This window comes from Roseovarius sp. CH_XMU1461, from assembly GCF_037027165.1.
GTDB lineage: Bacteria > Pseudomonadota > Alphaproteobacteria > Rhodobacterales > Rhodobacteraceae > Roseovarius > Roseovarius nubinhibens.
On the sequence record NZ_JAYMDV010000001.1, the window covers coordinates 686,890 to 700,707 of the forward strand.

The following is a 13,818-nucleotide window of genomic DNA, read 5'->3' on the forward strand; positions in this document are numbered from 1 at the left end:
ATGGACCTCTGCCGATGACCCAGCCCCTGCCCGATGACGCCCCGGCGCTCCTGCGCCGTCTCTTTGATCGCGCCGTCGAAGTGGCCGACCCGATGCAGAGCCTTGCCGCCGCGCTGCCGGAAAAACCGCAAGGGCGGGTGGTGGTGATCGGCGCCGGCAAGGCCTCGGCGCGGATGGCCGAGGCGGTCGAGGCGGCCTGGGGCCCTTGCGAGGGGCTGGTCATCACCCGCTATGGCTATGCCCGGCCCTGCCAGGGGATAGAGATCGTCGAGGCCGCCCATCCGGTGCCGGACGCGGCGGGACAGGCGGCCACGGCAAGGATGCTCGATCTGGTGGCGGGGCTCGGAACCGAGGATATGGTGCTGGCGCTGATTTCCGGCGGGGCCTCGGCCCTCTTGGTGCAGCCTGCGGGCGATATCACCCTCGCGGAAAAACAGGCGGTGAACGCGGGGCTCTTGGCCAGCGGCGCGCCCATTGGTCAGATGAACGTGCTGCGCAAACATCTCAGCCGGGTCAAGGGCGGCCAGTTGGCGGCGGCGGCGCATCCGGCGCGGATGGTGGCGCTGCTGATTTCCGACGTGCCGGGCGATGATCCGGCGCTCATCGGGTCGGGGCCGACCGTGGGCGATGCGAGCACCCATGAGGAGGCCCGCGCCATTGCCGAGCGCTGGGCGCTCGACCTGCCGCAGAGCGTGGCCGAGGTGCTGTCGCGCCCCTCTGGCGTGGTTCACCCGGACGATCCGCGCCTCGCAAAGGTCGAGAATGTCATCTATGCCGCGCCGTCGCAGTCGCTCGCGGCCGCGTCCGAGCGCGCCCGCGCGGCGGGCTATGAGCCGGTGCTTCTGGGCGATGCGCTGGAGGGTGAGGCCCGTGATGTGGCCCGCGAACAGGCCGCGCTGGCGCTGGCGGAACAGCGCAAGCTGCGCCCCGGGGACGCGCCTCGGCTGCTGCTCTCGGGTGGTGAACTCACGGTGACCCGGCGCGGCGATGGGGTCGGTGGACCCAATGCCGAATTTGCGCTGGCTCTCGCACTGGCGCTAGAGGAGGCCGAAGGGATCTATGCCATTGCCTGTGACACGGATGGGGTCGATGGCGCGGCAGAGGTGGCGGGCGCGGTGCTCGGGCCCGAGACGCTGAGCCTCGCGCAAAAGGCCGGGCGCGACCCGCAAGAGGCGCTCGACCGCAATGACGCGCATGGGTTTTTCGCGGCGATCGACCGTCAGGTTGTGCCCGGTCCGACCCTGACGAATGTCAATGATTTCAGGGCGATTGCCGTCTTCCCTATCGGTTGAGTCGACTTTTTCGACAATTCATGCTGAAATACACGGCCCCGCCTTTGCCACGGCGGGCTGTCTCATGTTGTTGAAAGGGTATGCTGTATGTTTCGCAGATATTTCATGGCTGGCTGTGCGCTGCTGCTGGCGAGTGCGTCGGCCGGGGCCAGTGAAACCGCTCTGAACGGGCAAGAGGTCTATCAGCTGTTGCGGGGCAACACCGCCTCTGGCCTCTGGCAGGGCACCCCCTATAAATCCTACTTCGACCCGAATGGCGCGACGCTCTATATGCCGCAGATCGGCGAGCCCGCCCTTGGCAAATGGCGGATCAATCCGGACACCGGCCAGTATGAAAGCTGGTGGGAACATGTCGGCTGGACGAGCTACACCGTGGTCCGCACCGACACCGGCCTCGCTTGGGTGCATGAGGGGCAAAACCACGCCTTTACCATCGAACAGGGGCGTCAGCTCTCTTGGTGAGGGCCGGCCCTTAGAATGGTGATCACCGTCTCCCCATAGCGGCGCTTGTCGAGAACATGCGTGTCTGATGGCGGGGTGATTTCGGCGCTGTCCTCCCAAACGAGCAATGCGCCCGAAGCCACCCAACCGCCTGCTAGCGCCGCGGCAAGAGCCTCTTCTCCCAGGCTCTTGCCATAAGGCGGGTCGAGAAACACGAGATCCGCCGCTTTTCCGTCATGCCGCCCGAGCCGCCGGGCATCGCGCCGCACCAGCCGTGTCGTGGCGTGCGCCTTCAAAAGCGCGATATTCTCGGTGATGAGCCCCTGCCCCGCGCGCCCGTTTTCCACGAAGGTCACATGCGAGGCCCCGCGCGACAGCGCCTCGAGCCCGAGCGCCCCGGTGCCCGCAAAAAGATCGAGCACCACGGCCCCGGTCACCGGATCGTCATAGCCGGAGATCAGCGCGCTAAAGAGGCTCTCGCGGACGCGGTCGGCGGTGGGGCGCAGATGCGCGCCCCGGTCGCCCTTGCCCACCGAGGCCAGCCGCCTGCCGCGATGCTCTCCGGCGATGATCCTCACGGCTTCAGCAGGGTCTTGAGCTCGGTCGCGGGGTCGGCGATGGCCGCGGGATCGGCGGTTTTCCCGTTATCGATCAGTCGCTTGCCCACCATGTAGGCGCGCGGCGCGTTCATCGCATCCACCGCCAGAAGCTGATCCCCCTTGAAGTACCAGAAGGACACCGCATCGCCATCGTCATGGCGCGTCACGATCCGGTCGAACCCAGTGCTGAGCCCGGCGATCTGCAGTTTGACGTCATATTGATCCGACCAGAACCACGGCTGCGGCACGTATTCCTTGCCCGCGCCGAGCATGTTTTCGGCCACGCATTCGGCCATGTCGATGGCGTTTGGCACGCTCTCGAGCCGCAGGCGGCCAGCGCCATGGGGGAAAGAGGCGCAATCGCCGGCGGTCCAGATGGCCGGGTCCGAAGTGCGGCCCTGCGCGTCGGCGGCGATGCCATTGTCGAGGGCGAGCCCGGCGGCCTCGGCGAGCGCGGTTTCCGGCGTGATGCCGACGCCCACGATGACGAAATCCACCGCCAGTTCAGAGCCATCCGAGAGCCGCGCGCCGCTGACCTTGCCATCGCCCAAGAGCCGGTCGAGCCCGACGCCCTCGCGGATGTCGACGCCATGACTGCCGTGGAGTTTGCGAAAGAAATCAGAGGTTTCCGGTGCAGCGACCCGCTGCAGGATGCGATCAGACATTTCCACCAGCGTGACCTTGAGCCCGCGCGATGCGGCCACGGCGGCCGCCTCGAGCCCGATATAGCCACCGCCGACGATGAGCACATGCGCGCCCTCGCGGACCATCGGCTCCATCGCGTCGACATCGGCGAGATCGCGGACGGTGAAGACGCCGGCAAGATCGCCGCCGATGGCGGCCGGAAGACGGCGCGGGGCCGAGCCGGTGGTCAGTGCGAGCTGATCGTAAGGCAGGCGTTCGTCGCCGAGAATGACCTCGCGCGCATCGCGGTCGATGCCGGTGACCGTCGCGCCAAGACGCAGGTCAATCCCTTGATCCGCATAGAAACTTTCAGGCCGCAGGTAGAGCCGCTCAAGCTCCATTTCGCCCAGGAGATATTTCTTCGACAGCGGCGGGCGCTGGTAGGGGGGGGCTGATTCGGCGCCGATGAGGGTGATGCTGCCGTCATGGCCCAAGGTCCGAAGTTTGGCCACAAGGCTCGATCCGGCCTGTCCGGCCCCGATCACCACGATTTTCGACATTTATTTCTCCCTCCGCGAAATTTATTTCAGCATGGTCACGCTGTGGCCCCAGCCCTATATTTATCCTGAACCCGATTACCCCAACCAGACAGGATGCGACAATGACTATTACCACCGGCGACAAAATCCCCTCGGCGACGCTGTTGCAGATGGGCGCGGACGGCCCAGAGCAAGTGTCGCTCGACGACAAGGCGAAGGGCCGCAAGCTGGCGATCTTTGCCCTGCCCGGCGCCTATACCGGCGTCTGCCACAACGCCCATGTGCCGAGCTTCGTGCGCAACATGGAGGCGCTCAAGGCCAAGGGCGTGGACGAGGTGATCTGCATCTCGGTGAATGATCCCTTCGTGATGGGCGCCTGGGGCGAGAGCACCGGCGCGAAAGAGGCGGGCATTGCGATGCTGGGCGACGCAGATGCGAGCTTTACCAAGGCGATGGGGATGGAGTTTTCGGCCCCGCCCGCCGGGCTGATCGACCGCTCGAAACGCTATGCGATGCTGGTCGAGGATGGCGTGGTGACGCTGCTTCAGGCCGAAGAGAGCCCCGGCGTCTGTGATGTGTCCGGCGCGGAATCGCTGCTCGACGCGATGTAAGGCCAAGGGTCTGATCCCAAAGCGAAAGGGCCACCCCGGCGGGTGGCCTTTTTTCGCGGGTCAAGACGCGGGGGTCTGAAGGCAGCGCCCGTCCGCGGGGGGGCGCAGAGACCCGATCAGAAGAGGCAGTTTATCGCGCCAAATAAGCCTAAAACTGGCGCAGGGCGCGCGCGGGGGGCAATAGCGCCCGCCCCGGGGGCGGTCGGGCGCTGCCCGGGCCGCTGCGCGGCTGCTCCGGGCTAGCGGGCACAGGGCCACAAAGGCGTTACTCTCAAAGGCGATGGCGGGCTGGAAGGCTGGAGCGGGTAGCGGGAATCGAACCCGCACCTTAAGCTTGGAAGGCTCTTATGATACCATTTCACCATACCCGCTCTGCGGGACTTGAATTAGGGCAGGACGCGAGCCGGGTCAAGCCGGTCGCGTCTCGATATGCGAGCTGCGTTCCAGCGTGCGATGGACCGGGCAGCGGTCGGCAATCTCCATCAGCCGGGCGCGCTGTTCCTCGTCGAGATCGCCCTCGAGCGTGATCACCCGCAAGAAGCGGTCGATCTTGGCCTCATGGCTCGCCTCGGCGTCCTGGGCATGGACCTTGTCATGGCACACATCGACCCGCACATGGTCGAGCGGCCAACCCTTGCGGCGGGCATACATGCGGATGGTCATCGAGGTACAGGCCCCGAGCCCAGCCGAGAGGAACCCATAGGGCGACATGCCGCGATCGGTGCCGCCATAGGCCTCGGGTTCGTCCGCAAGCGCATGGTGTTTGGGGCCGGCATTCACATCCTGCAAAAACCCCTCGGAATCGGCCTCGGAGACGCGCACCACGCCTTCGGGCGCGCCCGGGGGCGGCGCGGGCGGGCGCAGGTCGAGATAGCGCTGGGCCCAGGCGGAAATCACCTCGGCGGCATAGTCGGCATCCTGTGGCCGGGTCAGCAGATGGTCGGCATCGTCGAGGGTGACAAAGCTCTTGGGATGCTTGGCCTGAAGGAAGATTTCCGATGCGTTTTCAATGCCTACCGTCTCATCGCGCGGGGCGTGGAGGATCAGCAGCGCGCGTTTCAGCGCGGCGATTTCGGGGCCGATGGCCTCGGCTTTGACATTCTCGACAAAGCCCTGGCCGATGCGGATCTTGCGGCCGCCAAGCGGCACCTCGGCAGAGCCGTCGGCGGCGATCTTGTCGAGCGCATCGCCGAAATTATGGGTGACATGGCCGGGATCATAGGGCGCGCCGATGGTGGCCACCGCGCGGGTGCTGTCGATGCGGCGGGCGGCGGCGAGCACAGCCGCACCGCCGAGCGAGTGACCGACCAGCAAGGAAGGCGCCATGCCGCGGCGGTCGAGCTCGGCCGCGGCGAGCAGCAGATCGTCGACATTCGAGGTGAAGGTGGTGTTTTCAAACTCACCCTCGGAATGGCCCAAGCCTGTGAAATCAAAGCGCAAAACGGCGATGCCCGCGCCCGCGAGCCGGGCCGAGATGCGGCGCACGGCGGGGATGTCCTTGGAACAGGTGAAGCAATGCGCGAACAGCGCGGTGGCCAGATGCGGCCCCTCGGGCATGTCGAGACGCGCCGCCAACATGGCACCGGTATGGCCTTGGAAAGTAAAGCGTTCGGAGCTCATGGCAGGTCCTTTCAACTCAGTAGTTGATAGCTAGGCAAGCGGGGTCAGAGGCGCCAGTGGCTTGTCACATCCGTCACGCGATGGTGAGACTCTGCGCACAGGGGATCACGGGGAGTTTGACATAGGTGAACGGGCTCTGGCCAGTGCGGCGCTTTTTCGCGTTAACCAACGGGAAAACCGGGGGAAATCGCCGAAAATACCCTGTCGGTATCACGTCGGTTTTACGACAGCATCGCGTCGGCCTATGAGTCGCGTAAGTGTCACGGCGGCGCAGATGTTACAGCGGCGCGCGGTGGGGTCACCGGGCAATTCATCACGAGAAATGATCGCCGACACAATAAACATTCTTTTTACTTATGTGGCGCAAAGCCTCAGATTACCGGCATCACGTTGGCCCAAAGGAGATCTGAGATGGCCCACAATATCACTCTGCACCCCGCCCTGTCTGAAGCAAGAGACCGGCGTCAGTCGCGCATCGCCCGTTTGATCGCAATGGTTCTGGCGCTCGGCCTGGTCACGGCGATCCTCACCGGCGGCACCGCGCCCGAGCAAGACCCGGCCCGCGCCGCCACCCCGTCGCCGGAAAACTGGCATGGCAATGTGCGCGCCAGCGGCCCCTATTGAGCCGCCCGCGCCAAGCGCCGCACATAGGCGGCGCAAGAACGTCACAGGGCGGGGGTCATGCCCCGCCCTGCCCGTTTCGCCCCTGATTAAGGCGACCGATTAGCGGCCCATGAGCGCCGGGTCGAACGGGTAGGAGGTCAGGTTCTCATAGCCGGTCTCGGTGATCAGCACCTGATCCTCGAGCTTGATGGTGAAATTGCCACCGACCGCGCCGACCGCCGCCTCGACACAGAGCACCATGCCCGGCTCGAGCGGGTAGTCGTAGGACCCGGGCACCGCCTGATCGGGATAGGCCACGAGCGGCCATTCATCGCAAAGCCCCACCCCATGCATCAGACAGCCGTATTTCTGCGCCTGAAACTGCTCGTCGAGCCGATGCGAGCGCTCGGAAAGCTCGGGGATGGTCACGCCGGGTTTGAGCATCTCCATATTGGTCATGATATGCTCATGCGCGTGCTGCATCGCATAGACCATATCGGCGGGCGGGGCGGCGTCGCCGACCCACCAGCTGCGCGAGATGTCGACGCAGATGCCGTAGCTGCCGATGAGATCGGTGTCGAAAGAGATGATCTCGTTGTTCTGGATGATGCGGGGGCCGCATTCCTGAAACCACGGGTTGGTGCGCGGGCCGGAGGCGAGGAGCCGGGTTTCGATCCATTCGCCGCCGCGCTTGATGTTTTCGGCATGGAGCACCGCCCAGACGTCATCCTCGGAGGTGTTGCCCTGCGGGACCGCCTCGCGGGCGAACCGTTCCATCGCGGCGACCGAAGTTTCGCAGGCATGCACGGCGCAGCGCATGGCGAGGATTTCATCCGGCCCCTTGATGGCGCGGGTCTTTTCGGTGAGCTCTTCGCCCTCCATGATCTCGAAGCCTTGCGCCTCGAGCGCGCGCAGCCCGTGCAGCATGATCTTGTCCACCGCAAGCCGCATATTGCCGCCGCCATGTTCGGCGATGAGCGTGCGCACCTCGTTGGAAAAGGCGTCGGCGGCGACGTCGACCTTGTCACCACGGTCGAAATAGAACAGGTCGGCGCCGAACCGCTGTTCGCGCACCAGCGGGTTGAAGGTGCTCAGGAAGGGCGAGTTCTTGTAATCCCAGATCACCATATAGCCATCGGCACAGACCAGCAGGGCGCGGAACGGGTTATGGGCGTTCCAGAGCTGCATATTGGTGCTGTCGGTGGCGTAGCGGATGTTGAGCGGGTCGAACATCAAGACGCCGCCATAGTCGCGGTCGACCACGGCCTGGGTCAGGCGGTTCCAGCGAAATTCGCGCATCCGCTGCAGATCGGGCAGCGCGAGGCCGGCCGCCGCCCATTCGCCAAAGGCCAGCTGGGTCGGGCCGATCTCGATCCGGTTGTTGTCATTGGGGGTGTTGTCGCCGAGCGTGGCGCCACGGCTCGGGTCGATCTTGCGGGTCTCGCTGTAATGCTGGTTCATGGCCTGGCCTCCCTTTTCCCCGATAGTTTGGGGAAAAGGGCCGGTGATGCTGGCCTATAGGCGACATGATTGCCGGTTTGACGCGGCGCTCTGGGATCAGCGCTTTGGCGTCAGGCGGCCTTGGGTTTGGTGCGGTCGCCCACCGTGTCGCGCAGGAGCGAATAGGTGAGCAGCGCGCCGCCCACCGGCGGCACATGCAGGAGCATGGTCGCGCCGAGCACATAGATCGTCATGTGCATGGGCAGGCTGACCCCCGGCTGATCGGCGAGACGGTCGGCGTCTTGCACCGCCTCGTTGAGGGCCTCGCGCAGGGCGTGCATCTCGGGCGAGTGCGGCTCTTTTTCCGGGGCGGGCCGGGGTTTGGGCGCGGGCTCGGCCTGTTCTGCCGCTTCGGCCTCTTCGGAGGATTTCGGGCGGGCGCGGGTGCGCAGCGCGTCTTCGCCGAGGCGCAGGTTTTCGGCCATCTCGGTCAGCAGGGTCGCGTCGAGCGCGCTGTCGATGGGCGTCTGCAAGAGCTGATCGGGGGGCAGGTAATTGGTCAGATGTTCGAGGATATGCTGCAAGAAGGCCTCGCAGACCTCGTAGCTGCCGAACGGGTTCTCATGGCCCGGCGCAGAGCCGAGGCCGAGCACCAGATGCCACGGGTCCTTGGCCAGGAGCGGCGTCACCCAGCGCAGCGCGAGGCGCAGGTTCTCACGGTCGAGAAAGGCGGTGTCATCGCCCTGCCAGATCAGCGCGCGGTGATCGGTGCCAAAGCGGAAGGCGATGTCGAACTCTTCCACGATATCGGCAAATTCCAGGTCGGGCCGCGCGTCAAAACGCAGTGCCACCACAAGGCCGGGTCCGGTATAGGTCATGTCAAAATGTCCTGTTGAAAGGGGGGTTACTGCAGCAGGCCAAGGGCCTGATGCAGCGTGTCAGAGGTTGCAGGGCTGGTGTCGAGCGCGATGAACAGCCCGGTGAGCGCGACCGCATGGGCGGCCAGTCGGAAATCCGCGCCGCGCAGCAGGTAGGAGAGCAGCACCAGAAGCCCGATGGGCAGGGCCAGCATCACCAGCACGGCGCAGAGCAGCCAGGCAAAGCCTTGGCTCTTCATTTCCGAGGCGACCTCGTCAAACGGGGCCTGCGCCAGATCGAGCGCGGCGGCACCATGCGCGGGCAGCAGCCCCGGCACTTCGGTCTGCAACCGGTCGAGCGTGTCGTCAATCGCGCCGAACCGTGCCACGCCCTGTGGATCGGGGCGCAGATCGGGGCGCGGGCCCCTGTCCTGCTCTCGGCGCTGTATGAGCCGCGCCAGCGGACCGTTCTGGAAAAGTGTCGTAAACATCATATCCAATCCCGAGTCTTCGTTGGGTCCATTAAGAGCGTCGGAAAAGGGCGGTAATATTATTCAATAATGGTCAGTTCTTGTTAATGTTTCCGAAAGGATTACGGCGGGCGGGCCGCGCTAATCCCTTATTATTATAGCCGTCTGAGAAACAATGCGCCGAAAGCCCCGGCGTTTTTGCCCAATTTCCGCCTCAAAAATCCACATGTCCAGTGGCCTGCGCCCCGATCTGATCATCCCCGCACCAAAGGAAAACGGGGCGCCCCGAAGGACGCCCCGCCGAATTCTCGCGCAAGAAACGAGAGATTAGCAGCTGTAGTACATGCCGAACTCGACCGGGTGCGGCGTGTGTTCGTAAAGCTCGATCTCTTCCATTTTCAGAGCGATATAGCCGTCGATCTGGTCTTTGGTGAACACGTCACCGGCGAGCAGATAGTCGTGATCGGCCTTCAGCTCTTCCATGGCTTCGCGCAGGCTGCCACAGACAGTGGGGATGCCTTCGAGCTCTTCGGCCGGCAGGTCGTAGAGGTTCTTGTCCATGGCTTCGCCGGGGTCGATCTTGGACTTGATACCGTCGAGACCGGCCATCAGCAGCGCGGCAAAGGCGAGGTAGGGGTTCGCCGCCGGATCGGGGAAGCGGGCCTCGACGCGTTTTGCCTTGGGGCTCTCGGTCCATGGGATCCGGACGCAGCCCGACCGGTTGCGGGCCGAATAGGCGCGCAGAACGGGAGCCTCGAAACCGGGGATCAGACGCTTGTAGCTGTTGGTCGCCGGGTTGGTGAAGGCGTTGAGCGACTTGGCGTGCTTGAGGATACCGCCGATGAAATACAGCGCCTCTTGGCTCAGGTCGGCATATTTGTCGCCAGCAAAGAGCGGCTTGCCGTCTTTCCAGATCGACATGTTCACATGCATGCCGGTGCCGTTGTCGCCGGCGATCGGCTTGGGCATGAAGGTAGCGGTTTTGCCATAGGCGTGAGCCACGTTGTGGATCACGTATTTGTATTTCTGCAGCTCGTCCGCCTGTTTGGTCAGGCTATCGAAGATCAGGCCAAGCTCGTGCTGGCACGAGGCCACTTCGTGGTGATGCTTGTCGACCTTCATGCCCAGACGCTTCATGGTCGAGAGCATTTCCGAACGGATGTCCTGCGCGTCGTCGATCGGGTTCACCGGGAAGTAGCCGCCCTTGACGCCGGGACGATGGCCCATGTTGCCCATCTCGTATTCGGTGTCCGAGTTCCAGGAGGCGTCCTGGGCGTCGACCTCATAGGAGACCTTGTTGATCGTGTTCGAGAAGCGCACGTCGTCGAAGAGGAAGAATTCCGCCTCGGGGCCCATGTAGGCCACGTCGCCGATGCCCGAGGCCTTGAGATAGGCTTCGGCCTTTTCGGCGGTGCCGCGCGGGTCGCGCTCATAGGCTTCGCCGGTGTCGGGCTCGACCACCGAGCAATGCACGCAGAGGGTTTTCTCGGCATAGAAGGGATCGACATAGGCGCTGTCGGTGTCGATCATCAGCTTCATGTCGGAGGCTTCGATGCTTTTCCAGCCAGCGATCGACGAGCCGTCGAACATAAAGCCTTCCTCGAGGAAGTCTTCGTCCACCTGGTCGGACATCAGCGTCACGTGCTGAAGCTTGCCGCGCGGGTCGGTGAAACGAACGTCGACATATTCGATGTCCTCGTCCTTGATCATCTTGAGCAGGTCAGTTGCGCTCATAACAAAATATCCTCTGGCTAGTGTCTTTAGGAACTGGGATTACAGCGCGTCCGAACCGGTTTCGCCGGTACGGATGCGGATGGCTTGCTCGACGGGGCTGACGAAGATCTTGCCGTCGCCGATCTTGTCGGTCTTGGCGGCGTCGACGATGGCCTCGATGGCGGCATCGACCTGATCGTCGTCGAGCACGACGTCGATTTTGACCTTGGGCAGGAAATCCACTACATATTCGGCCCCGCGGTAGAGCTCGGTATGGCCTTTTTGACGGCCAAAGCCCTTGACCTCGATCACCGAAAGCCCCTGCACGCCCACGTCTTGCAAGGCCTCTTTGACCTCGTCGAGCTTGAAGGGCTTGATGATCGCTTCGATCTTTTTCATGGCGGCCTCCCGGGCATGGCGGTTACGGGCAAAAAAACTCTGTGCCCGTTCGACCACTTCCCGCGCAGGCGTACAATCGGCTAGGCTCGCCGAAAGAGTTGGGGCGGGGCATGGCAAAAGCAATTGCACATTATTTAGGCAGTCCGCCCGAAATTTGGGCAGAAGTGAATCGCGGAATGATGAAATCTTGACCGAAATTCTGACATCCGCCCAGATGCGCGCCCTTGAGGCCCGCGAGATCGAGTCGGGCCGCGCGACCGGTCGGGCGCTGATGGAGCGCGCCGGGCGGGGCGTGGTGGCGGCGCTTTTGGCGCATTGGCCGGCGCTTGGCAACCAGCCCGGCAAGGCCGTGGTTCTCTGCGGTCCCGGCAACAATGGCGGCGATGGCTTCGTGGTGGCGCGGCTCTTGCGCAACCGTGGCTGGCAGGTGGCGGTGGGGATGCTGGGGACGGCGGACGCGTTGCCGCCCGACGCCCGCGCCAATCACGATCTGTGGCAGAGCATGGGACGGGTCGCGCCGCTCGACGCGGTACTGGCGGGCTGTGCCGGGGCGGATGTCATCATTGATGCATTATTCGGCATCGGGCTCTCGCGGCCTCTTGAGGGCGCGGCGCGGCGCTGGGCCGAGATGAGTGCGGCGGGCCTCGCGGCGCGGGTGCTGGCGGTCGATCTGCCCTCGGGGCTTTGTGCCGAGCGCGGGCAGCCCATCGGGGTGGCGGCGCGGGCGACGCTCACCGTGAGCTTTCATCGGCCGAAGCCGGGGCATTATCTCGGGGCGGGGCCTGAGTATTGCGGGGCGCTCGAGATCGTGGATATCGGCATCCAGGCCCCCTGCCCCGAAGCGGTGCTGCGGCGTGTCGAGCGGCCCGCGGCGGCGGATCTGGCGAAGGTGGGACACAAGTTCGACAATGGGCATGCGCTGGTGCTCTGCGGCGGGTTCGGGCGCAGTGGCGCGGCGCGGCTTGCGGCACGGGCGGCGCTGCGGATCGGGGCCGGGCTGGTGAGCCTCGGCGTGCCCGGATCGGCGCAGATGGAGGTGGCGGCGCAGATCACCGCGCTGATGATGCAGCGGATCGAGGGGGCCGAGGATCTGGCGGCGGCGCTGACGGATCGGCGGCTCGGCGCGCTCTGTCTTGGGCCGGGGCTGGGCGTGGCGCGGGCGGCGGAGCTTCTGCCCGTGGCGCTGGCGGATGGGCGGGGATGCGTGCTCGACGCCGATGCGCTGACGGCGCTGGCAGAGGTGGGGCTGCGCGCGCCGCTGCATTCGGGCTGTGTGCTGACACCGCATGGTGGCGAGTTCGCACGGCTCTTTCCCGATCTGGCGGAGGCCTCGGGTTCGTGGGGCGAGATGTCCAAGGTGGAGGCGACCCGGCAGGCGGCCGCGCGGGTGGGGGCGGTGGTGCTCTATAAGGGGCCGGATACGGTGATTGCCGCGCCGGATGGGCGGGCCTTCCTGCATGCGGCCTGTTACGAGCGGGCGGCGCCCTGGCTCGCCACGGCGGGATCGGGCGATGTTCTGGCCGGGATGATCGCGGGGCTAATGGCGCGGGGTCACGCGCCGCTGCACGCGGCGACGCGGGGTCACGCGCCGCTGCACGCGGCGACGATGGCGGCCTGGCTGCATGCGGAGGCGGCGCGCGGCTTTGGCCCGGGGCTGATCGCGGAGGATCTGCCCGAGGCCCTGCCACAGGTTCTGGCGGGATTGGCGAGTTAGGCCGGTTAGGCCGCGCTGTGCAGCGGCTGGGCCATGTCATGCCCGGCCAGTTCGAGCCCGTCGACATAGAGCACATGCGGGCTGTCAAAGATCAGCGTGATGACGTCCATCTCGATCTCGCCCAGCGCGGTGATGAATTCACCATCGACCAGCGCCGCCGCCGGAACGAGGGCGGCGGGCAGGTTGAACATGGCGCGGGCGCGCCAGTCGCGGACATGGACATGCTGATCCTCGGGCAGGATGACATCGCAATCGGGCCGCGTGTCGCCCAGCGACCCTGCGAGGATCTTGACCGCGCGGGTGACGAGACGCCGCCGCCGGATATTGCGCAGCACCGCCATGCCCGCGTCGCGGGTGACGATCCGGTCGCCCGGCATGAGATGTTCGACAGGCATTTCGCCCGACAATGTCAGAATGCGCGCGCCGACCGGCAACCCGCCCATAGCAAGGGATGCATCCACGGGGGCCTGACCCCGCTTGCGCCCGACCGTTTTCGGTTCCATGGCGTATCTCTTTTTGTTTTCTGCTCGTTATTATGGTCAGCCTAGCTGAAGAAACCGTAAATGTCGCCATTTTTTCGCATCCCCCAAAACGCGCATGTCGGGCCTGTTGCATTTTCTCTCGCATCCCGCGTGACAGCTTGCTAAAGAGCGGGTCGGACGCGGGTGTGGCGAAATTGGTAGACGCACCAGATTTAGGTTCTGGCGCCGCAAGGCGTGGGGGTTCAAGTCCCTCCACCCGCACCATTCAAATCATGAGATGAGAGCTGAGGCGCAGCGGCGTCAGGCGTTCGCCGAGTCAAGGGAACCCGCGGTAGATCTCGGCCAGCGTCGTGGCGTGGCCTTGGCGATCTTACGATACAGCCGGGCTTGGTCCAGCCGCCCCGCGGGGCGACC

Annotated in this window: 14 protein-coding genes and 2 tRNA genes; 6 read left to right on the forward strand and 10 right to left on the reverse strand. The window is 65.0% G+C overall.

The features are described from left to right. Nucleotides 1-14 precede the first annotated feature (14 nt). Together WA237_RS03270 and WA237_RS03275 are read left to right on the forward strand one after the other, a co-directional pair. Nucleotides 15-1,292: a glycerate kinase type-2 family protein gene (locus WA237_RS03270; protein WP_336096665.1), complete on the forward strand. Its 1,278-nt coding sequence runs from the start codon at nt 15-17 to the stop codon at nt 1,290-1,292. An 87-nt stretch (nt 1,293-1,379) separates the two neighbouring features. Further along, entirely contained in the window at nt 1,380-1,754 is a 375-nt protein-coding gene (locus WA237_RS03275; protein ID WP_336096666.1) for a hypothetical protein, read from the forward strand. Here WA237_RS03275 and rsmD read toward each other — a convergent pair. Both rsmD and WA237_RS03285 read right to left on the reverse strand, forming a co-directional pair. Continuing rightward, entirely contained in the window at nt 1,739-2,311 is a 573-nt protein-coding gene (gene rsmD, locus WA237_RS03280; protein WP_336096667.1) for a 16S rRNA (guanine(966)-N(2))-methyltransferase RsmD, read from the reverse strand. The genes WA237_RS03275 and rsmD overlap by 16 nt on opposite strands. Next, complete coding sequence (locus tag WA237_RS03285; protein WP_336096668.1) at nt 2,308-3,516, reverse strand: NAD(P)/FAD-dependent oxidoreductase; 1,209 nt, start codon at nt 3,514-3,516, stop codon at nt 2,308-2,310. Before WA237_RS03285 ends, rsmD begins: the two co-directional genes overlap by 4 nt. Nucleotides 3,517-3,617: 101 nt before the next feature. Between WA237_RS03285 and WA237_RS03290 the strand changes: the two genes are divergently transcribed. Further along, nucleotides 3,618-4,106, forward strand: coding sequence for a peroxiredoxin (locus WA237_RS03290; RefSeq protein WP_336096669.1), 489 nt, complete (start codon nt 3,618-3,620; stop codon nt 4,104-4,106). Nucleotides 4,107-4,403: 297 nt separating this feature from the next. On the opposite strand, the gene WA237_RS03295 is transcribed toward WA237_RS03290, so the two are convergent. Both WA237_RS03295 and WA237_RS03300 read right to left on the reverse strand, forming a co-directional pair. Then, a tRNA-Gly gene (locus tag WA237_RS03295) sits at nt 4,404-4,477 on the reverse strand. 37 nt (nt 4,478-4,514) lie between these two features. Further along, a complete protein-coding gene (locus tag WA237_RS03300; protein ID WP_336096670.1) occupies nt 4,515-5,726 on the reverse strand; it encodes a bifunctional alpha/beta hydrolase/OsmC family protein in 1,212 nt (403 codons plus the stop codon). A 411-nt stretch (nt 5,727-6,137) separates the two neighbouring features. Between WA237_RS03300 and WA237_RS03305 the strand changes: the two genes are divergently transcribed. Next, the gene (locus tag WA237_RS03305) at nt 6,138-6,350 is read left to right on the forward strand and encodes a hypothetical protein (protein WP_009813100.1); all 213 of its coding nucleotides are present in this window, start codon (nt 6,138-6,140) and stop codon (nt 6,348-6,350) included. Between the two features lie 99 nt (nt 6,351-6,449). On the opposite strand, the gene dddP is transcribed toward WA237_RS03305, so the two are convergent. The 5 genes from dddP to WA237_RS03330 all read right to left on the reverse strand — a co-directional run bounded on the left by dddP (nt 6,450) and on the right by WA237_RS03330 (nt 11,208). After that, nucleotides 6,450-7,790 carry a dimethylsulfonioproprionate lyase DddP gene (gene dddP, locus WA237_RS03310; protein ID WP_216015203.1) on the reverse strand — a complete coding sequence of 447 codons (1,341 nt, stop codon included), beginning with the start codon at nt 7,788-7,790 and terminating at the stop codon, nt 6,450-6,452. A gap of 110 nt (nt 7,791-7,900) precedes the next feature. After that, nucleotides 7,901-8,647: a hypothetical protein gene (locus WA237_RS03315; protein WP_216015204.1), complete on the reverse strand. Its 747-nt coding sequence runs from the start codon at nt 8,645-8,647 to the stop codon at nt 7,901-7,903. Nucleotides 8,648-8,673: 26 nt separating this feature from the next. Further along, nucleotides 8,674-9,120, reverse strand: coding sequence for a hypothetical protein (locus WA237_RS03320; protein ID WP_336096671.1), 447 nt, complete (start codon nt 9,118-9,120; stop codon nt 8,674-8,676). 303 nt (nt 9,121-9,423) lie between these two features. Next, complete coding sequence (gene glnA / locus WA237_RS03325) at nt 9,424-10,830, reverse strand: type I glutamate--ammonia ligase (RefSeq protein ID WP_009813105.1); 1,407 nt, start codon at nt 10,828-10,830, stop codon at nt 9,424-9,426. Between the two features lie 39 nt (nt 10,831-10,869). Beyond that, nucleotides 10,870-11,208, reverse strand: coding sequence for a P-II family nitrogen regulator (locus tag WA237_RS03330; RefSeq protein ID WP_009813106.1), 339 nt, complete (start codon nt 11,206-11,208; stop codon nt 10,870-10,872). A gap of 187 nt (nt 11,209-11,395) precedes the next feature. Here WA237_RS03330 and WA237_RS03335 point away from each other — a divergent pair, with 187 nt between their 5' ends. Next, nucleotides 11,396-12,922 (forward strand): NAD(P)H-hydrate dehydratase, encoded by a 1,527-nt coding sequence (locus WA237_RS03335; protein WP_336096672.1) that lies wholly within the window; start codon nt 11,396-11,398, stop codon nt 12,920-12,922. Between the two features lie 5 nt (nt 12,923-12,927). On the opposite strand, the gene WA237_RS03340 is transcribed toward WA237_RS03335, so the two are convergent. Then, complete coding sequence (locus tag WA237_RS03340) at nt 12,928-13,425, reverse strand: Hint domain-containing protein (RefSeq protein ID WP_040617879.1); 498 nt, start codon at nt 13,423-13,425, stop codon at nt 12,928-12,930. Between the two features lie 158 nt (nt 13,426-13,583). Between WA237_RS03340 and WA237_RS03345 the strand changes: the two genes are divergently transcribed. Continuing rightward, nucleotides 13,584-13,668, forward strand: a tRNA-Leu gene (locus WA237_RS03345). Nucleotides 13,669-13,818: the final 150 nt, after the last annotated feature.